The 19,575-nt window shown below is 44.3% G+C and carries 18 protein-coding genes; 5 read left to right on the forward strand and 13 right to left on the reverse strand.

What is annotated here, in order from left to right; all coding sequences use genetic code 11:
- Positions 1–187: 187 nt before the first annotated feature.
- From sucD to sdhC, 8 genes are all read right to left on the reverse strand, one after another.
- Positions 188–1,063, reverse strand: a complete 876-nt coding sequence (gene sucD, locus AACX38_RS12620; RefSeq protein WP_228864469.1) for a succinate--CoA ligase subunit alpha — start codon at positions 1,061–1,063, stop codon at positions 188–190.
- On the reverse strand, positions 1,063–2,229 hold the full coding sequence (gene sucC, locus AACX38_RS12625) for an ADP-forming succinate--CoA ligase subunit beta (protein ID WP_099109106.1): 1,167 nt from the start codon (positions 2,227–2,229) through the stop codon (positions 1,063–1,065). Before sucC ends, sucD begins: the two co-directional genes overlap by 1 nt.
- 354 nt (positions 2,230–2,583) lie before the next feature.
- The gene (odhB, locus tag AACX38_RS12630) at positions 2,584–3,801 is read right to left on the reverse strand and encodes a 2-oxoglutarate dehydrogenase complex dihydrolipoyllysine-residue succinyltransferase (RefSeq protein WP_228864470.1); all 1,218 of its coding nucleotides are present in this window, start codon (positions 3,799–3,801) and stop codon (positions 2,584–2,586) included.
- 14 nt (positions 3,802–3,815) lie between these two features.
- Positions 3,816–6,623, reverse strand: a complete 2,808-nt coding sequence (sucA, locus tag AACX38_RS12635; RefSeq protein ID WP_228864471.1) for a 2-oxoglutarate dehydrogenase E1 component — start codon at positions 6,621–6,623, stop codon at positions 3,816–3,818.
- 415 nt (positions 6,624–7,038) lie between these two features.
- Positions 7,039–7,755 (reverse strand): succinate dehydrogenase iron-sulfur subunit, encoded by a 717-nt coding sequence (locus AACX38_RS12640; RefSeq protein WP_099122483.1) that lies wholly within the window; start codon positions 7,753–7,755, stop codon positions 7,039–7,041.
- Between the two features lie 37 nt (positions 7,756–7,792).
- A complete protein-coding gene (gene sdhA, locus AACX38_RS12645) occupies positions 7,793–9,559 on the reverse strand; it encodes a succinate dehydrogenase flavoprotein subunit (protein WP_099122482.1) in 1,767 nt (588 codons plus the stop codon).
- A complete protein-coding gene (gene sdhD / locus AACX38_RS12650; RefSeq protein WP_099122481.1) occupies positions 9,560–9,907 on the reverse strand; it encodes a succinate dehydrogenase membrane anchor subunit in 348 nt (115 codons plus the stop codon). It abuts the gene before it with no gap.
- Positions 9,901–10,290, reverse strand: a complete 390-nt coding sequence (gene sdhC / locus AACX38_RS12655; protein WP_099109188.1) for a succinate dehydrogenase cytochrome b556 subunit — start codon at positions 10,288–10,290, stop codon at positions 9,901–9,903. Before sdhC ends, sdhD begins: the two co-directional genes overlap by 7 nt.
- Before the next feature lie 646 nt (positions 10,291–10,936).
- On the opposite strand from sdhC, the gene AACX38_RS12660 reads away from it, so the two are divergent.
- Positions 10,937–12,220 (forward strand): citrate synthase, encoded by a 1,284-nt coding sequence (locus AACX38_RS12660; RefSeq protein WP_228864472.1) that lies wholly within the window; start codon positions 10,937–10,939, stop codon positions 12,218–12,220.
- A 152-nt stretch (positions 12,221–12,372) separates the two neighbouring features.
- Complete coding sequence (locus tag AACX38_RS12665; protein WP_228864473.1) at positions 12,373–13,377, forward strand: S66 family peptidase; 1,005 nt, start codon at positions 12,373–12,375, stop codon at positions 13,375–13,377.
- A 34-nt stretch (positions 13,378–13,411) separates the two neighbouring features.
- Here AACX38_RS12665 and AACX38_RS12670 read toward each other — a convergent pair whose 3' ends face one another.
- Positions 13,412–14,197 carry an AraC family transcriptional regulator gene (locus tag AACX38_RS12670; RefSeq protein WP_228864474.1) on the reverse strand — a complete coding sequence of 262 codons (786 nt, stop codon included), beginning with the start codon at positions 14,195–14,197 and terminating at the stop codon, positions 13,412–13,414.
- A gap of 122 nt (positions 14,198–14,319) precedes the next feature.
- Here AACX38_RS12670 and AACX38_RS12675 point away from each other — a divergent pair, with 122 nt between their 5' ends.
- Positions 14,320–15,468: an MFS transporter gene (locus tag AACX38_RS12675; protein ID WP_228864475.1), complete on the forward strand. Its 1,149-nt coding sequence runs from the start codon at positions 14,320–14,322 to the stop codon at positions 15,466–15,468.
- Positions 15,469–15,503: 35 nt separating this feature from the next.
- On the opposite strand, the gene AACX38_RS12680 is transcribed toward AACX38_RS12675, so the two are convergent.
- The 4 genes from AACX38_RS12680 to AACX38_RS12695 form a co-directional block, all read right to left on the reverse strand.
- Positions 15,504–15,803 carry a helix-turn-helix domain-containing protein gene (locus AACX38_RS12680; RefSeq protein ID WP_099124631.1) on the reverse strand — a complete coding sequence of 100 codons (300 nt, stop codon included), beginning with the start codon at positions 15,801–15,803 and terminating at the stop codon, positions 15,504–15,506.
- On the reverse strand, positions 15,800–16,147 hold the full coding sequence (locus AACX38_RS12685) for a type II toxin-antitoxin system RelE/ParE family toxin (protein WP_425303992.1): 348 nt from the start codon (positions 16,145–16,147) through the stop codon (positions 15,800–15,802). The genes AACX38_RS12680 and AACX38_RS12685 overlap by 4 nt, the downstream gene beginning before the upstream one ends.
- 85 nt (positions 16,148–16,232) lie before the next feature.
- Positions 16,233–16,976 carry a type 2 GTP cyclohydrolase I gene (locus AACX38_RS12690; RefSeq protein WP_228864476.1) on the reverse strand — a complete coding sequence of 248 codons (744 nt, stop codon included), beginning with the start codon at positions 16,974–16,976 and terminating at the stop codon, positions 16,233–16,235.
- Between the two features lie 218 nt (positions 16,977–17,194).
- Positions 17,195–17,398 carry a YbfA family protein gene (locus AACX38_RS12695; protein WP_099109094.1) on the reverse strand — a complete coding sequence of 68 codons (204 nt, stop codon included), beginning with the start codon at positions 17,396–17,398 and terminating at the stop codon, positions 17,195–17,197.
- Positions 17,399–17,748: 350 nt separating this feature from the next.
- Here AACX38_RS12695 and kdpF point away from each other — a divergent pair, with 350 nt between their 5' ends.
- The gene (gene kdpF, locus AACX38_RS12700) at positions 17,749–17,838 is read left to right on the forward strand and encodes a K(+)-transporting ATPase subunit F (protein ID WP_099109093.1); all 90 of its coding nucleotides are present in this window, start codon (positions 17,749–17,751) and stop codon (positions 17,836–17,838) included.
- The gene (gene kdpA, locus AACX38_RS12705; protein ID WP_228864477.1) at positions 17,839–19,545 is read left to right on the forward strand and encodes a potassium-transporting ATPase subunit KdpA; all 1,707 of its coding nucleotides are present in this window, start codon (positions 17,839–17,841) and stop codon (positions 19,543–19,545) included.
- Positions 19,546–19,575 lie beyond the last annotated feature (30 nt).

Raw genomic sequence — 19,575 nt, forward strand, 5'->3', positions numbered from 1 at the left:
GAAAAATATATTTTTTTAGCATTTATAATTAAATTAATCGATTAAATAGGGCTTTCTAAAAACAAGTTAAATTTAATTTAAAAATATTACTCTGTATAAAAAGACTAACTTACTGTTTATATTATGAATAAAAATAAAAAGGCTGCTTAGAAGCAGCCTTTTTCTATAAAAATAGCTTATTTTGGGACTATTTTCCTGCCAGTAAACCTTTTACTGCATCTCCGATGTCAGCAAGGCTACGAACAGTCGTCACGCCAGCGGCTTCCAGCGCTGCGAATTTCTCATCCGCAGTACCTTTACCACCCGCGATAATCGCACCAGCATGCCCCATGCGCTTACCTTTAGGTGCTGTCACACCTGCAATGTAAGCAACGACAGGTTTCGTTACATTCTCTTTGATGTACGCAGCAGCTTCTTCTTCAGCTGTTCCACCAATCTCGCCGATCATGACGATAGCTTCAGTTTGTGGATCCTGCTGGAACAGTTTCAGGATATCGATGAAGTTTGAACCCGGAATTGGGTCACCACCGATACCAACACAGGTAGATTGACCTAATCCTGCATCAGTTGTCTGTTTCACCGCTTCATATGTCAAAGTACCTGAACGGGATACAATACCCACTTTACCTGCTTGATGAATATGACCAGGCATAATGCCGATCTTACATTCACCCGGAGTAATCACACCCGGGCAGTTAGGGCCGATCATGCGAACACCGGCTTCATCCAGTTTTACCTTAACAGTCAGCATATCCAGAGTTGGAATGCCTTCAGTAATGGTAATAATCAGTTTAATACCAGCTTCAATAGCTTCCAGAATGGAGTCTTTACAAAATGGTGCCGGTACATAAATAACAGAGGCTGTTGCACCTGTTGCTTCAACCGCTTCACGAACAGTGTTAAACACAGGCAGGCCAAGGTGTTCAGTGCCACCTTTACCCGGTGTGACACCACCAACCATCTGAGTACCGTAAGCAATCGCCTGTTCTGAGTGGAAAGTACCCTGACTACCAGTAAAACCCTGACAAATCACTTTGGTGTTTTTATCAATTAAAATAGACATTATTTATTCCCCGCTGCTGCGACTGCCTGTTTAGCTGCGTCTGTCAAACTGGTTGCTGCTATAATGTTCAAGCCACTGTCAGCCAGTTTTTTCGCACCCAGTTCAGCATTGTTTCCTTCCAGACGAACAACTACTGGTACGTGTACACCAACTTCTTCCACAGCACCAATAATACCGTCGGCAATCAGGTCACAACGGACGATCCCACCAAAGATATTTACCAAGACAGCCTTCACATTTTCATCTGACAGGATGATTTTAAATGCCTCAGTAACACGCTCTTTTGTTGCGCCACCACCAACATCAAGGAAGTTAGCAGGTGCACCACCGTGCAGTTTGACAATGTCCATCGTTCCCATTGCCAGACCAGCACCATTTACCATACAGCCAATGTTGCCATCCAATGCAACATAATTCAGTTCCCATTGTGCAGCCTGAGCTTCACGTGGATCTTCCTGTGAAGGATCGTGCATTTCACGCAGTTCGGCCTGACGGAACATCGCGTTACCATCTGCACCCAACTTTCCATCCAAACAGATAAGATCACCTTCAGTTGTAATAACCAACGGGTTAATTTCAACCAGAGCCAGATCACGCTCAAGGAAAAGGTTTGCCAATCCCATGAAAATCTTGGTGAATTGACCGACTTGTTTACCAGTCAAACCTAACTTGAACGCCAGTTCACGGCCTTGATAGGGCATAGGGCCAGCCAGTGGGTCGATGATTGCTTTATGAATCAGTTCGGGCGTTTCTTCCGCCACTTTTTCTATTTCGACTCCACCTTCGGTAGAGGCCATGAACACTACACGACGTGTACCACGGTCAACAACAGCCCCGAGATACAGCTCCTTAGCAATATCAGTCGCTCCTTCTACCAGAATCTGGTGAACAGGTTGCCCCTGTGCGTCAGTCTGATAGGTTACCAGCCGTTTACCCAGCCATTGTTCAGCAAAAGCACGAATATCTTCCTTGCTATTGACGACTTTCACACCACCAGCCTTACCGCGACCGCCTGCATGAACCTGACATTTAACGACCCAAGGACCTGAACCAATCTTGGATGCTGCTTCTTCTGCTTCGCGCGGCGTTGTGCAGGCATAACCAGCTGGTGCTGGTAAACCATACCGTGCAAAAAGTTGTTTTGCCTGATACTCGTGTAAATTCATGATGTTCTATCCATAATTTAATCTAAGAAAGGTAATTAACCTTCTATACCTGCGCATTACAAGCTACAGCTTTATTTACTGCATTTCGAAATTCACAGGGTATATTTTGTTGCTCGGATATGGCCAGCCCGAAAGCTGGCCGCATGGTTTGTTACATCAACACTTTTTACATCAACATCGTTTATACACTTTATCTTTCAAGTTGCCTCTTTGTTGGCTGCGTTCGCTCACCCCAGTCACATAGTTATCTATGCTCCTGGGGATTTACTCTCTTGCCGCCGCGACGCATCTTGAAATCCATTGTGTATACTTCAGACTGGGCGGAATTTAACACCCTCCGCCCTGATGGTGATGCTATACATCCAGCAACAAACGTGTTGGATCTTCCAGCATTTCTTTGATGGTCACCAGGAAGCCTACAGACTCACGTCCGTCAATCAGACGATGGTCATAAGACAGTGCCAGATACATCATTGGAAGGATCTCAACCTGACCATTTACTGCCATTGGGCGATCTTTAATGGCATGCATGCCCAAAATCGCACTTTGTGGTGGGTTAATGATCGGAGTGGACATCAGAGAGCCGAAAACACCACCATTAGTAATGGTGAAATTACCACCGGTGAGTTCATCAACGGTCAATTTACCGTCACGGCCTTTAATAGCCAGCTCTTTGATGGTTTTTTCGAGATCAGCCATGCTCAGGGCATCTGCATCACGTAATACTGGCGTTACCAGACCACGTGGAGTCGATACCGCAATGCTGATATCAAAATAGTTGTGGTAAACCACGTCAGTACCATCAATTGAAGCGTTAACTTCTGGATAACGTTTCAGTGCTTCAACAACCGCTTTCACATAGAAGGACATGAAGCCCAGACGAACGCCATGACGTTTTTCAAACGCATCGCCGTATTGCTTACGCAGTTCCTGAATTGGTTTCATGTTGACTTCATTGAAAGTCGTCAACATTGCCGTATTGTTCTTCGCTTCAAGCAGACGCTCTGCAACACGCTTACGTAAACGTGTCATTGGTACGCGTTTTTCACTGCGGTGAGGCAATTCAGACTGCTGAGCAGCTGGTGCAGATGCAGCAGGTTTAGCGCTCTCTTTTTTGTTCGCAGCGATATATTTCTCTACATCTTCACGCACAATACGACCACCTACACCACTGCCTTTAATCGCAGCCGGATCTAAATCGTGCTCTGCAATCAGACGGCGAACTGCCGGGCTAAGAGCATCGTTACTCTCATCTTCCAAAGAGGCAGTCTGGCGCTGTGCCGGAGTTGCCTCAGTGGTTTCTTTCACCGCAGCAGGCATGCCAGCACTGTTACTCAGGCTAATACGACCAAGCAATTGCTTAGACAATACAGTGGCGCCTTCTTCTTCCAAAATAGCTTCCAGAACACCTGCTTCACTTGCTGGTACTTCTAAAATCACTTTGTCAGTTTCAATTTCAACCAGGATGTCATCACGCTCTACAGCATCACCCGGTTTTTTGTGCCATGTTGCAACAGTCGCATCCGCAACAGATTCAGGAAGGTCTGGAACCAGAATTTCTACGCTACTCATTTTCTATCCTTAATTTATTCAACGTTCAGTGCGTCATTTACCAGAGCTTGCTGTTGCTTCTGGTGAACGGACGTATAGCCCACAGCCGGGGAAGCAGAAGCCGGACGCCCTGCATAACGTAAAGAAGCCCCAAATGGGATCGCTTCACGGAAATTATGTTGACTGCAATACCAAGCCCCTTGGTTCAGGGGTTCCTCCTGACACCAAACGAAATCATGAACATGAGCATACTGCTCAAACAGATTCTGCAAGTCTTGACGAGGGAATGGATATAGCTGCTCAATACGAACAATAGCAACATCACTCTGTTCATTCTTACGACGCTGTTCCAGCAGATCGTAATAAACTTTACCGGAGCAAAGTACAACGCGTTTCACACCTTTCGGATCTAAAGCGTCAACTTCACCAATCACTGTCTCAAACTTACCGTCAGCCAGTTCATCCAGACTGGATACTGCCAATGGATGGCGCAGCAGTGACTTAGGTGACATAACGATCAGAGGACGACGCATACCACGCAGGGCCTGACGGCGCAGCATGTGATAAACCTGAGCCGGAGTTGATGGCACACAGACCTGCATGTTCTGTTCTGCACATAATTGCAGATAACGTTCCAGACGTGCTGATGAGTGCTCTGGGCCTTGCCCTTCATATCCATGCGGCAGCAACATAACCAGACCACACATACGGCCCCATTTCTGCTCGCCAGAGCTGATGAACTGGTCAATAACAACCTGTGCTACGTTAGCAAAATCACCAAACTGAGCTTCCCAGATGGTCAGCGTACGTGGCTCTGTTGTTGCATAACCGTATTCAAACGCCAGTACTGCTTCTTCAGACAGCACGGAATCCCATACGTTAAATTCACCCTGACCATTGTGAACATTTGCCAGAGGCACATAAACAGAGGCATCAGTCTGATTATGGATAACCGCATGACGGTGGAAGAATGTACCACGACCAGCATCTTCACCGGACAGACGTACCGGAACACCTTCATCAACCAGAGTTGCATACGCCAGAGTTTCTGCCGCGCCCCAGTCAAATAATTTGTTTCCATTAGCCATTTCTGCACGGTCAGCGTAGATTTTTGCAACGCGGGAATGCATTGCGACTTCAGCTGGAATGGAACTGATACGTTTGCCAAGATCTTGCAAGCGCTTCATATCCACCTGATGTGGATACTCTGCATCCCATTCATGGTTCAGGTAAGGTTCCCATGTGAAGGAATGCAGGCCCATTGGACGCCACTCATCCACGACACAATCACCGTGATCTAATGCATCACGATATAAGTTGGCCATTTCAGTGACATCATTAGGTGACAGCAGATTTTCTGCGATAAGTTTATCTGCGTAGATCTTGCGTGGTGTTGGGTGTTTCTTGATTTTCTGATACATCAGAGGCTGAGTTGCGCTTGGCTCATCAGCTTCGTTATGCCCGTGACGACGGTAACAAACCAAATCAATCATCACGTCACGTTTAAACGTATTACGGAAATCCAGAGCAAGACGGGTGACGAAAGTAACGGCTTCCGGATCATCTGCATTAACGTGGAAGATAGGTGCCTGAACCATCTTCGCAATATCAGTACAATATTCTGTTGAACGGGTATCTTTAGGATTAGAGGTTGTGAAACCAATCTGGTTGTTAACCACAATTCGAATTGTACCACCAACTTCATAGCCGCGCGCCTGAGACATGTTCAGTGTTTCCTGAACAATCCCCTGACCTGTTACTGCTGAGTCACCATGGATGGTCACTGGCAGAACCATGTTACTGCGGCCTTCATCAAGGCGGTCACGGCGAGCACGGACAGAACCAATAACAACAGGGCTGACAATTTCAAGGTGAGATGGGTTAAATGCCAGCGCCAGATGCACTGGTCCACCATCAGTTTCGAAATCAGAAGAAAAACCCTGATGGTATTTCACGTCACCCGTGCCAAGATGCTCTTTATGCTTACCAGCAAACTCGTCAAACAGATCCGCTGGTTTTTTACCGAATAAGTTGACCAGAACGTTGAGGCGCCCACGGTGAGCCATTCCCAGTACAACTTCACGAGTATCTTGTTTACCTGCGTGACGGATAAGTTCTTTTAGCATTGGAATCAGCGCATCACCGCCTTCAAGGGAGAAACGTTTCGCCCCCGGGAACTTAGCACCTAAATAGCGTTCCAAACCTTCTGCTGCCGTCAGCTCTGCCAGAAAACGACGTTTTTCTTCCGTATTGAACTGTGAACCCACTGCTACAGATTCCAGACGCTGTTGTAGCCAGCGCTTTTCTTCTGTATTGGTGATATGCATATATTCCGCACCAATAGAACCACAATAAATGCGCTTCAGGGCATCATATAAATCAGCCAGTTTCATCGTCTCTTTGCCGATAGCAAATGAGCCTACGTTAAACGTTTCTTCAAAATCTGCTTTGGTTAAATTATGGAAAGCAGGATCGAGATCTGGTACAGGTTCCTGTTTCCATAATCCCAATGGATCAAGATTCGCATTTTGATGACCGCGGAAGCGGAATGCGTTGATTAGCTGCAAAACCTTAACTTGTTTTGCATCCATTGCTGGATCGCTGACTGAAGTGTGGTAACGAGTGGCATCCTTTGCCAGACGACGGAAGTAATCACGTGTCTGTGAGTGAAGTTGTTCCCCGTGAAGTCCCGCATCCGGTAATTGTTGGAATATTTCTCTCCAACCTGCATCAACAGAATTAGGATCGGTTATATAGTCTTCATAGATTTGCTCTATGTAAGACTGGTTTGCACCAGCCAGAAAGCTTGAATCCAGCCAGTCCTTCATTGCACCGTTCTGCATTGTGATCCCTTAAGCTTCAAAAGCTTTAGTTTTCGCCGTGGTTAACAAATTCCGCTTTATTAAGCGGTGTTGATAAAAGGTTCATTTGGACGTGCTTAATGCATGTTCTTTATTTGGGTTATCCTACCCTTCAAGGAACCTTTAAAAACTGAAGTCAGTTTTTAAAGGTTCCTTATTTTACTGAAACATGCGCCGTCATTAGCAGCAGGCAATTTATCATCTTTCATTCTTTATGCCCTCCACCAGATTGATATTTATTTCAAAAATGTGGAGGGCAACCTTATATGCATTATTTGCACACAATTTATGTGTTATTTATGCACTATATCTTTTGTCTTTCAAGCCACTTCTTTGTTAACCGCGATGCAACCTGAAATCCATTAGATATATATATCGACCTATCAGTAATATTTAATTAAGCACTGTGTCTTAACAACATAGACTTAATATGACCAATCGCTTTTGTTGGATTCAGACCCTTAGGACATACACTGACGCAGTTCATAATTCCATGACAACGGAACACACTGAATGCATCATTCAGACCATCAAGTCGGGATGAAGTTTCAGTATCCCGGCTATCAATCAGGAAACGATATGCCGCTAACAGACCCGCTGGTCCAATAAATTTATCCGGATTCCACCAGAATGACGGACAAGACGTCGAACAGCAGGCACACAGGATACATTCATAAAGGCCATCCAGTTTTTCACGCTGCTCTGGTGATTGCAGGTGTTCACGCGCAGGAGGGTTTTTACCGTCATTAATTAAATAAGGACGGATTTTCTCATATTGCGCATAAAATTGGCCCATATCAACGACCAAATCACGGACAACCGGCAAACCCGGCAGAGGGCGGATAACAATCTTTTTGTTTCCACGGCGCAAGGCTGAAATGGATGTAATACAGGCCAGCCCATTTTTACCGTTCATGTTCAAACCGTCGGAACCACATACACCCTCACGGCATGAACGGCGGAATGACAAGGTTGGATCCTGTTCCTTCAACTGGATGAGGGCATCCAGCAGCATCATGTCACGCCCTTCTTCCGCTTCCAGCGTGTAATCCTGCATACGGGGTGCGTTGTCTACATCCGGATTATAACGATAAATTGAGAATTCAAGTTTCATAATCTATTTCTCCGCAACTGGAACATCGGCAACGCAATTAGTAAGAACGCACTTTCGGCGGGAAGGCTTCACGCAGTTTTGGCTGCATGTTAACTTCACGACGGGTCATGCTCTCAGTCTGCGGTAAATACAAGCTATGGCACAGCCAATTTGCATCGTCACGCTCTGGATAATCGAAACGGCTGTGTGCCCCACGACTTTCTGTACGATAGTTCGCAGCAACAGCAGTCGAATAAGCTGTTTCCATCAGGTTATCCAGCTCCAGACATTCGATACGCTGAGTATTGAATTCTGATGATGTATCATCCAGACGAGCATTGTGCAGACGTTCACGGATGACTTTCAGTTCGTCCAGCCCTCTCGCCATTGCATCCCCTTCACGGAATACAGAGAAGTTGTGCTGCATACAGGCTTGTAATGCTTTACGAATCTCAACCGGATCTTCGCCTGAACGGGTATTATTCCAACGGTTCAGACGTTGCAGTGCTACGTCGACATCAGACTCACTGGCATCACGGCTGGTTCCCTGCTCCATCAGACACTCTTTCAGATGCAGACCAGCAGAACGACCAAAGACCACCAAATCAAGCAAGGAGTTACCACCCAGACGGTTTGCACCATGCACGGATACACAGGCAATTTCACCCACGGCAAACAGACCCGGAATGACAACATCTTCGCCTTTCTCATTGATAGTCAGTGCCTGACCGGTAATCTTGGTTGGAATACCACCCATCATATAGTGACAGGTTGGGATCACCGGAATCGGTTCTTTTACAGGATCTACATGAGCAAAGGTGCGGGACAGCTCAAGGATACCCGGCAGGCGGGATTCCAGAACATCTTTACCCAGATGATCCAGTTTCAGCTTCACGTGAGGTCCCCACGGGCCTTCACAACCACGACCTTCACGAATTTCGATCATCATAGATCGAGCAACGACATCACGGCCAGCCAGATCTTTAGCATTTGGTGCGTAACGCTCCATAAAGCGCTCGCCATCTTTGTTCAGCAGATAACCACCTTCACCACGGCAGCCTTCTGTTACCAACACACCCGCGCCTGCAATGCCTGTCGGGTGGAATTGCCACATTTCCATATCCTGCACCGGAACACCGGCACGCAGAGCCATACCAACACCATCACCTGTATTGATATGCGCATTTGTTGTGGATTGGAAAATACGACCAGCACCACCTGTCGCCAGAATAGTTGCCTTAGCTTTGAAATAGACAACTTCACCTGTTTCGATACAGATTGCTGTACAGCCAACAATGGCACCGTCCTGATTTTTGACTAAATCCAGAGAATACCACTCAGAGAAAATAGTCGTGTGGTTCTTCAGGTTCTGCTGATACAGGGTGTGAAGTAATGCGTGACCGGTACGGTCAGCCGCAGCCGCAGTACGGGCAGCCTGCTCACCACCAAAATTTCTGGATTGACCACCAAACGGGCGCTGATAAATGCGGCCATTATCCAGACGTGAGAATGGTAGCCCCATGTGTTCCAATTCGAGAATTGCTTCAGGACCGGTTTTACACATGTATTCGATGGCATCCTGGTCACCGATATAATCGGAACCTTTTACCGTGTCATACATATGCCATTCCCAGTTATCTTCATGAGTGTTACCCAGGGCAACTGTAATACCACCCTGAGCAGAAACTGTATGGGATCGGGTAGGGAAAACTTTAGAAATCAGGGCGCAGGACAGGCCCATTTGTGAAATTTGCAGTGCAGCACGCATACCTGCGCCACCAGCACCAATAACAACAGCGTCAAACTCTCTTACCGGCAGTTTCATTTATACACCCCACACCACAATTGTTCCGTAAATCAAATAAGTCAACAGTGCAACAATAATGACCAGTTGCAATACCAGACGCAGTGCCAGTGGCTTTACATAATCCGTCAGCACCTGCCACATTCCAATCCACGCGTGGACCAAAATGGAAAGCAGAGCCAGTACGGTGAACACTTTTGTGAGAGAGAAGGAGAAAAAACCGCTCCAGACTTCATAGGTGATGTCTGACGTTGTTGCTACAAAACCAACTAAATAAAGAACATATAAAACAATAACGATTGCAGATGCACGTAACAACAGCCAGTCCTGAATCCCCGTGCGCCCCAATGCGGATGCGTTGCTTACCATACTAATACCCCGGCCAGAATAGACAGAATAACTGCGATCACGATTGCCACTTTAGCAGAAGCTTTACCAGCGGCGAGACTCTCTTCCAAGAGACCAAAGTCCATCAAAACATGGCGGATCCCACCACAAATGTGGTAACCCAACGCCGTCAATATCCCCCACAGGATAAATTTGGCGAAAAAGCCAGTCATGATTTCAGAAGCATGCTGGAAGCCCTCTTGCGAAGACAGTGACATACCCAACAACCACAGCAGAATGCCGACTGCTATAAAGGTGATGACGCCTGAGATACGGTGCAAGATCGAAGCTATCGCGGAGACGGGTTGATTTATCGTCCGCAGATCGAGGTTGACAGGTCTTTGTTTTTTCACAATTTTGCCCACACAGCTTTTTTTATTTTCCATCCTCCGGCCCTGGGTGGGAATCAGACAGCGTTAAGAGGACACAAAGACACAACATAATTAAATTAACAATCCTTACTGTTTTCAACAAACGTTGTGATTTGATTACGCTGGGTGCTCCTACATCAGGTAATCCGGAGACCTTGATGCAGTATAAGTACTTCACATTGTTATTACAATTCCCACACAATATGATTATTAACATTTAGCTTGAACAGTGAGTAAGATCACGCTTCAAACATTTATCATAAAAACCATTATCTTGTTTGACAAAGATTAAACATTTATCTTACATATATGACGGTGCATAATATTTACCGTCATTTTCCGATGAAAAAGTAAACTTCACGAAAAATGTGGGCTTTGTAAAAGTATCGTTACGACACAAAATGGTAACATTTTATGTTAGAAATACTTTAGATTGATATCCGGAAACTTTTTAACAACCTGAACACTATTGTCGTCCGTAAAATGAGATTTCAGCATTAAATCGATACCCGACAGAAACAAAGGGTATATACAGCCTGATTTTTAATTCTCTCCGGTAGCACAATGCCGTCGGCGCAGTAAGGATTACGCCTATTTAGGTTGTTAGGGGTTATAAGAAATAAGCGCTAAGGAGATGTAAATGGCTGATAAAAAGGCTACGTTGACCATAAATGGTTCAGCTGCTATCGAACTAGACGTACTAACGCCAACCCTAGGCTCTGAAGTAATTGACGTTCGTACCCTCGGCTCAAAAGGCTTCTATACCTACGATCCCGGTTTCACTTCCACTGCATCCTGCGAGTCGAAAATCACCTATATTGATGGCAATGAAGGCATTTTGTTGCACCGTGGTTTTCCCATCGATCAGCTTGCAATGAAATCAACCTATCTGGAAGTTTGTTATATTCTGCTTAATGGCGAGTCACCAACTCCTGAAGAGTATGAAAAATTCAAAACAACGGTGACTCGTCATACTATGATTCACGAACAGATTACCCGCCTGTTCCATGGTTTCCGTCGTGATTCTCACCCTATGGCTATACTCTGCGGTGTCACAGGCGCTCTCGCTGCCTTCTACCATGATGCGCTGGATGTTAATAATCCCCGCCACCGAGAAATCACCGCATACCGTCTCATGTCTAAAATGCCAACTGTAGCGGCGATGTGTTACAAATATTCTGTTGGTCAGCCTTTTGTTTATCCGCGTAATGATCTCTCTTACGCCGGTAATTTCCTGTACATGATGTTCTCAACTCCCTGTGAGGAATATAAGGTCAATCCGGTACTGGAACGGGCAATGGATCGCATTTTTATCCTTCATGCAGACCATGAGCAGAATGCTTCAACTTCAACAGTCCGTACAGCAGGTTCTTCTGGTGCTAACCCATTTGCCTGTATTGCTGCGGGAATTGCATCTTTATGGGGGCCAGCACACGGCGGAGCAAATGAAGCTTGCCTACGCATGCTGGAAGAGATTCAGACTGTTGATCACATTCCTGAGTTTATCGCCCGGGCCAAAGATAAAAACGACGCTTTCCGCCTGATGGGCTTTGGTCATCGCGTCTATAAAAACTATGACCCACGCGCAACCGTAATGCGTGAAACCTGCCATGAAGTACTGGATGAACTTGGTCTGAATGACAGCCTGCTGGAAGTTGCCATGGAGCTGGAACGCATTGCCCTGAATGACCCGTACTTCATTGAGAAGAAACTGTACCCGAATGTCGATTTCTACTCAGGTATTATTTTGAAAGCGATGGGAATTCCGTCATCCATGTTTACAGTGATCTTCGCTATTGCCCGCACTATCGGCTGGATTGCACACTGGAATGAAATGCATGATGAAGGTATGAGGATCGCTCGTCCTCGCCAACTGTATACTGGTCATGCAGAGCGGGATTTTAACAGTCAGTTAAAAAAATAATCTGACCAATTCGCTGGCACACTTCACACTGAAGTGTGCATTTTGCTGTACCTTAATGTCGGCTCTGCCATTACGATTGGCCTCCTGTCTGGCGGTTAAGGTACAGTATTCGTTGTGTGGTACCCATTATTTTTCGAATAAAAGGTAGCGCCATGATCCTTCCTAAAAAATTATCCATTGGTGAAACTATCGGTTTTTTCTCCTCTTCATCTCCTGCTACTGCTTTTGCACCGACTCGTTTTGCCAGAAGTGTCCGTTATTTAGAAAGTAAAGGTTATAAAACAAAAGCCGGAATACTCACCGGTAAAAGCGATTTTTATCGTTCAGGAACCATTATGCAACGAGTGGAAGAGTTTAATGCCTTGCTTCGTGACCCAGAAGTAAGGTGTGTTATGTCTACTATGGGAGGTAACAATTCAAATTCAATGCTGCCATATATTGATTATGATGCCATCAGAAAAGATCCTAAAATCATTATTGGTTATTCTGACATAACAGCACTTTTACTTGGAATATATCAGAAAACCAATGTAGTCACTTTTTATGGCCCTGCATTAGTTGCTTCATTTGGTGAATTTCCACCTTTAGTTGATGAGACATTCAATAATTTTTCTCAAATAGTCAATAATAATCATTCTCTTCCTTTTATATATAAACAGCCTGAACATTGGGCTGATGAATATATCGAATGGGAAACGCAGATAACCCCTAAAAATACATATCCTAATAAGTGGATTTTTGATGGAAAAGGAACGTTCCGAGGCAGATTAATTGGTGGAAATTTAAATACTCTTTGTGGGATTTGGGGAAGTGAATATATGCCTGAAATTAAAATAGGTGATATTTTACTTATTGAAGACTGTTTCAAAGGAATAGAGCTGGTTGAACGCGCTTTCTCCCATCTGCTGTTATGTGGGGTCTTTGATAAAGTTTCAGCAATTATTCTTGGAAAACACGAACAATTTGATGATAAAGGAACAGGAAGAAACTCTCTGGATGTGCTGAAAGAAGTTCTGAATGGGAAAGAGGTTCCTGTTCTGGCTGATTTCGATTGTTGCCATACACACCCAATGTTTACCATGCCACTTGGCGTTGACATTGTTGTCGATTTTGATTCAGAGTCCGTTTATCTGCCTGAACCATATTGTGTAAATTAACTATTTTTAAATAATTCAGAGTACAAATTAATTGTTAATCTCTATCTGTCTTCCTTTCTGAACCCGCCATATACTCCCGTGGCGGTCTTCCCATAATTTTACGGAAAAAAGTTACAAAAGCACTGTCACTGGTAAATCCCAGTTCCTGCGCAACATAAGATAACGTTTTGCCCTGAGCCAATAATTCTATTGCTTTAACCAATCGCCATTGCTGACGCCATTGTTGATAATTCATTCCCGTTTCACGCTTAAATATACGGGTAATAGTTTTTTCACTGGCTCCAATATAGGTTGCAATCACCTGTAATGAAGGTGGTAATTGTTCAAAGGATAAACTCGCAAAACGACGATCAGAGGGTAATGGTAATAGCGTTGGCTCCCGCTGTGCTTCACAAATTTCATCAAGAAATACTGCCAGCAAATGTGAGTTTTTTCCCTGCTCCCAGTCAGTATTAAACGGAGATATTGCGATACGCTCCAGAACAGCCTGTAGCAACGGAGTGGCTTCCAGTATTGCACTCTGATTGGGCAAACATTGTACTTCAGAAACATTGAGATAAATTGATCGATATCCGATGGAACCACGCATTTCTGCCCGATGTCGTGTCTTTGGTGGGATCCATGCCACTCGGGTTGGCGGCAAAATAGAGATCTGGCTGGCCAATGTGATTTTGATACAGCCACGCTGAGTAAACAACAATTGCCCCATACCATGTTGATGAAATCCGGAATCATGCTGCCCCATCTCTGCCGCAATACCCGCAACGAGTACATTCAGGTTATCCGGATCAAACTGATCACTCTGCCGCAACCATGCCATATCTAGTCCTTAAGTGTGAATGTCTGATTATATAAATATATTGTCTTTATTATCATAAATAGACAATCACTAAAATGTTAGCCTTCTGCTCACAAATCATTCACTGTCAGAAGAAAAATACTATGCAAATCAAACCACCACTTTGGTTAGCCATTGCTCTGATGATGTTTCCTCAGATTGTAGAAACCATCTATAGCCCGGCATTAACCAACATTTCCCGTGGATTTTTCGTCAGCGTGGAGCAAGCTTCTCAAACCTTGTCACTCTACTTTTTCGCTTTTGCAATTGGCATAGTCGTATGGGGCCGCTTATGTGATGTTATTGGCAGACGCCCCACCATTATTACCGGGTTATTATTGTATGGTGGTGCCTGTTTGCTGGCTCTATTAACTACACATTTCTGGTTACTACTTATTGCCAGAATGTTATCTGCTTTTGGTGCGGCAGTGGGGTCAATCGGAACACAGACTATGATGCGCGATAGTTATCGTAGTGAAGAGCTGACCCGTGTTTTCTCTATTATGGGCATTGCTCTGGCTGCCAGCCCAGCCATCGGTATGCTCAGCGGTTCCACGTTGAATCATTTTGGTAATTATCAGGCGGTATTTGCAGGTCTGGCGATTTTGGCCGTTATCCTCACAATATGGTCTATGGCACGTTTACCCGAAACACGCCCTACCACTGTTACCAAAGTCGTTTTATCAGAAACAGCCCGTATGATGCTGAAAGATATTTCAATCTGGCGAAGTGCTTTTCTAATCGCTTTATTTAATATTTGTCTATTTAGCTACTATCAACTGGCACCTTTCCGTTTTGATCAACTCGGAATATCACCAACCCTGTTCGGCTACACCGGCCTGCTTCTTGCCTTGGGTGTCATGTTAGGCTCTGTATTGAATAAGCTGTTATTGAAAAAGAAATGGAAAACCGAAAAACTCACTTTTCTCGCGGCATGTCTTACCCTGTTCAGTGGAATTTTTGTTTATCTACTCGAAAATAGCTGGCTGTTTATTTTTCCCATGCTGGGAATAGTTATCGCCTACGGCGTCGCTATTCCGAACCTTCTCGCATCTGCGTTAACTCACTATACAGACAGACTGGGCACAGCAGGCGCTTTACTGGGGTTATTTTACTACATGCTCTTGGCGGGAGGTTTGACAATTGCCGGTGGGAGTCAGGCTTTGGGCAATACACTGGCTTATTGTGGATTAGTCACTGTTCTTTTATCCCTGCCAAGCCTTATTATACCAAGCAGGGATAGTAAGTTTTGAAGTTAATAGCACCAAGAGAAATATTCCATCAGCGGCTATATATGAAAAATTTTTCCATTACCTGTCGGAAATTCTACAGTTAAGCTCAATTTTCCTCCCATAGCTTCAACGTAGCGTTTCAGGGTGACTAACTTTATATCATTACCCCGTTGTTCTATTTGAGTAATAGCTGGCTGGCTGATACCTAAACTATCAGCCAGCTTTTGTTGAGAAATATTTAACTCTTCTCTTAATAGCTGTAAGCCGGTTTCTAAAATCTGCTCATCAGCCATTTGTTCTATATCTTCACGATCTTCTACTGAAAATTCCTGAATTTTTTCTTTGAGAGTTTTCACTGTTTGTCCTCCAAATTCGCTAAATGTGCTTCATATTCAGCATCAGCAATTGGGATCATTTCTTTGTAAAAACGCTTATCATTTAAAGCTTTATTACCCGCACATAAGACAATTGCCTGTCTTAGCGGATCAAATGCAAAAAGCGCTCTGAATGGCCTTCCTTTACATTGAATCCTTAGTTCTTTCATGTTATTGAATTTTGAACCATATAAAGAATCAACTGCGGGACGGCCCAGTTGAGGACCAAAGACTTCTAACACACTCAGGTCTGCTAATATCTTCTTCTGTATACTGATATCTTGTTCATCAAGCCACTCTTCAAAGCGAGGAGTCAAAATTACAATCCACACGATAACCTCATAAGCTATGACTTATAATAGCATTATATAAGCTATAACTTATATATCAATTGTGTTTCATTGTAATACATCAAGCCGGATTAGGAATATCAACAAAAGTGACATCCAGCCCATGATGATTGGCCAGCCATTCACCGAGTGTTTTAATACCATAGCGCTCAGTCGCATGGTGCCCTGCTGAGTAAAAATGCATCCCCATTTCACGGGCAACATGAATAGTCTTCTCTGATACTTCACCCGTCACAAAAGCATCAACACCAAATTCAGCAGCCTGCTCAATAAAACTCTGCCCTCCTCCGGTACACCATGCAATAGTACGGATCTCTTCCCGTGCATTATCGCCGCAATGCAGCACGTTACGTTCCAGTCTTTGCTCAAGACGTGCAGTTAATTCTGCCGGGGTAATCGGTTGATCAAATACGCCATGAGGTAATAAAGCGTCAATGTTTCCTATGATCTTCACTCCCATCTGGCGGGCCAGCTGAACATTGTTTCCCAAAGTGGGGTGTGCATCCAGCGGAAGATGGTAGCCATACAAGTTAATATCGTTACAGAGTAAAGTCTGCAAACGGCGACGTTTCATGCCACGGATGACAGGTGATTCATTTTTCCAGAAGTACCCATGATGTACGATGATGGCATCCGCCTCCAGACGCACTGCTTCATCCAGCAAAGCCTGACAGGCTGTCACTCCCGTTATAACACGCTGAATATGGGGGCGTCCTTCTACCTGTAATCCATTAGGGGCATAATCCTGAAACTCCCGAACATTCAATTCCGTATTAATTACATGTTCTAATTCAACATTATTCATTACACACTCCCCATTATTTAGCATTTTCACAATAGAATCCGCACCAATTTACTTGCCTATAGTGATATTGTCTGTTAGTAGTAATAACACATCTGCAGCAATAAGCGATAAAAGTAAAACACCCTGCCAGCTTAAGCTGGCAGGGTGCAAGAATACTATATCCGGAAAACTATATCAGGCAGAAAAACGAAGAACAGAGCTCTGCCAAGTGGGGGAATTTAGGGGTTTAGCGTATCTGAAGCAACTTCTGTGCGTTCCAGCCAAACTGGTTTATCACTGGTTTTTACCCATACTTTATGTAAGTAGCTGTAGAAACGGGCACGCTCACGACTAAACAGCATAAAAGGAAGTGCAATAACGCCTAATGCGACGGCACCAATACGCCGCAAGAGAACCTGATGCCGGGAATATTCACGATACATAGAGACCTCCTCAAATGGGCAATAACTCAATAACTGTAAGACCTGATAAATTTTACTCGATAAAATGAAAATTTACTACTGATCCGACCACTTTTTTACTGCTCAAAATCACTGTTTTTTTATCTTAGCGTAATTTTATTACAAATAAATGATCTAAACAGAAACAAAACCAACATATTAAAAACATAAAATTAACCTGTCAGGTTTTGCTAAACTTACTTTTCACCGAGTCCAATTAATCAGTATTACTTATATTTACTTTGTGCTTTCAGGTTCTCTTTTTATCACTTCTTGATTGGTCATTTTATTCTAAACCGGTTTGTTATTAAGAAGTAACAAGGAGATAAATAGTGAATAACTTACTTATTATTGGTGCTATTCTGGTAGTGTTATTACTTTTCTATCTGGTTTATGCATTATTGAATGCGGAGGATTTCTAGATGGAAACCTCTGCTTTTTTACTTGTCGCTACTTTCTTATTATTACTATTTATATTAAGTAAGCCTCTTGGGCATTTAATCGCAAATCTCATTGAGGGCGATTTACCTCACCGGATCACCAAGGCCGAAATGATTTTATGGCGTTGTTGTGGCTTAAAAAAACCGGGTGACAATGTTAAAGAAATGAACTGGTGGCAATATTCATTTGCTATTATTGCCTTTAACATTGCAGGGTTATTATTACTATTTATCCTATTGATAAGCCAAAAATATCTGCCTCTCAATCCCCAGCATTTTGCTGGTATGAAATGGGATTTAGCTCTCAATACAGCAATCAGCTTTGTCACCAACACGAACTGGCAGGCCTACAGTGGCGAAAATACCCTCAGTTACCTGAGCCAGATGGTTGGGTTAACCGTTCAAAATTTCCTGTCTGCTGCAACGGGTATTGCTATCGCTTTTGCACTGATACGGGCATTTTCCCGACAAGGTGTGAAAACACTGGGAAATGCCTGGATTGATATCACCCGCATTACACTCTATCTGCTGCTTCCTCTGGCGATCATTATCGCGTTGATCCTTGCCAGTCAGGGGGTGATCCAAAACTTCTCTCCATATATTTCTGTTCATACCCTTGAAGGCCATCAGCAATTACTTCCGATGGGACCAGTCGCCTCTCAAGAAGCCATCAAAGTATTAGGAACAAATGGAGGTGGTGTATTTGGCGCGAACTCAGCTCATCCTTTTGAAAATCCTAATACGATCAGTAACTTCGTACAGATGATTTCCATCTTTTTGATCCCCAGTGCGTTGTGTTTCGCCTTTGGTCTGGTTGTTGGAGACAATCGGCAAGGGTACTCCCTGTTATGGGCAATGGGGATTATCTTTGTGATTTCTGTCGCCATCGTGATGTGCGCTGAAACGATGGGAAATCCCCATTTCATGCCGTCAGGCATTAACAGCAATATCAATATGGAAGGAAAGGAATCCCGCTTTGGTATCCTTGCCTCTTCCCTCTATGGCGTAGTTACCACTTCAGCCTCCTGCGGAGCGGTTAATTCAATGCATGATTCCTTTACAGCATTGGGAGGCATGATACCGCTCTGGCTCATGCAAATCGGCGAAGTCGTCTTTGGCGGTGTAGGTGCCGGGATTTATGGCATATTGTTATTTGTCCTGCTGGCTGTCTTTATTGCCGGCCTGATGATTGGCCGTGCTCCCGAATATCTGGGCAAAAAAATTGATGTTCATGAGATGAAAATGGTCGCGTTGGCGATTCTGGTCACTCCTTCCCTTATTCTACTGGGAACCGCGCTGTCAGTTTCATTCGAGGCTGGAAGAAGTGCCGTAGCAAACCCAGGGGCACATGGTTTCACCGAAATACTCTATGCTGTTACATCTGCGGCTAATAACAATGGCAGTGCTTTTGCCGGTCTGGCAGCCAACAGCGTATTTTACAATCTGCTTTTAGGTACCATCATGCTCCTCGGTCGATTTGGCATCATTCTGCCTGTGCTGTCTATCGCCGGATCGATGAGCAGTAAAAAACGGCAGCCTATCAGCAACGGTACCCTGCCCACTCACACCACACTATTCATTGGCTTATTGATTTTAGTCATCTTATTGATTGGAGCACTCACTTTCATACCCGCACTGGCTCTTGGCCCTATTGCAGAGCATTTACAGCTTTGGCAACTATCACAATAAGTGAAGTTGTGAAATAAATTGTGAGATAAG

Source organism: Xenorhabdus sp. PB30.3, from assembly GCF_963895965.1.
GTDB classification, from domain to species: domain Bacteria; phylum Pseudomonadota; class Gammaproteobacteria; order Enterobacterales; family Enterobacteriaceae; genus Xenorhabdus; species Xenorhabdus stockiae.

Coding starts and splice junctions, on each gene's coding strand:
- kdpA (WP_228864477.1), top strand. CDS start 17,839: ATGGAAACCTCTGCTTTTTTACTTGTCGCTACTTTCTTATTATTACTA.
- sucA (WP_228864471.1), bottom strand. CDS start 6,623: ATGCAGAACGGTGCAATGAAGGACTGGCTGGATTCAAGCTTTCTGGCT.
- sdhD (WP_099122481.1), bottom strand. CDS start 9,907: ATGGTAAGCAACGCATCCGCATTGGGGCGCACGGGGATTCAGGACTGG.
- AACX38_RS12670 (WP_228864474.1), bottom strand. CDS start 14,197: ATGGCATGGTTGCGGCAGAGTGATCAGTTTGATCCGGATAACCTGAAT.
- odhB (WP_228864470.1), bottom strand. CDS start 3,801: ATGAGTAGCGTAGAAATTCTGGTTCCAGACCTTCCTGAATCTGTTGCG.
- AACX38_RS12660 (WP_228864472.1), top strand. CDS start 10,937: ATGGCTGATAAAAAGGCTACGTTGACCATAAATGGTTCAGCTGCTATC.
- sdhA (WP_099122482.1), bottom strand. CDS start 9,559: ATGAAACTGCCGGTAAGAGAGTTTGACGCTGTTGTTATTGGTGCTGGT.
- AACX38_RS12640 (WP_099122483.1), bottom strand. CDS start 7,755: ATGAAACTTGAATTCTCAATTTATCGTTATAATCCGGATGTAGACAAC.
- AACX38_RS12695 (WP_099109094.1), bottom strand. CDS start 17,398: ATGTATCGTGAATATTCCCGGCATCAGGTTCTCTTGCGGCGTATTGGT.
- AACX38_RS12690 (WP_228864476.1), bottom strand. CDS start 16,976: ATGAATAATGTTGAATTAGAACATGTAATTAATACGGAATTGAATGTT.
- AACX38_RS12675 (WP_228864475.1), top strand. CDS start 14,320: ATGCAAATCAAACCACCACTTTGGTTAGCCATTGCTCTGATGATGTTT.
- sucC (WP_099109106.1), bottom strand. CDS start 2,229: ATGAATTTACACGAGTATCAGGCAAAACAACTTTTTGCACGGTATGGT.
- sucD (WP_228864469.1), bottom strand. CDS start 1,063: ATGTCTATTTTAATTGATAAAAACACCAAAGTGATTTGTCAGGGTTTT.
- AACX38_RS12665 (WP_228864473.1), top strand. CDS start 12,373: ATGATCCTTCCTAAAAAATTATCCATTGGTGAAACTATCGGTTTTTTC.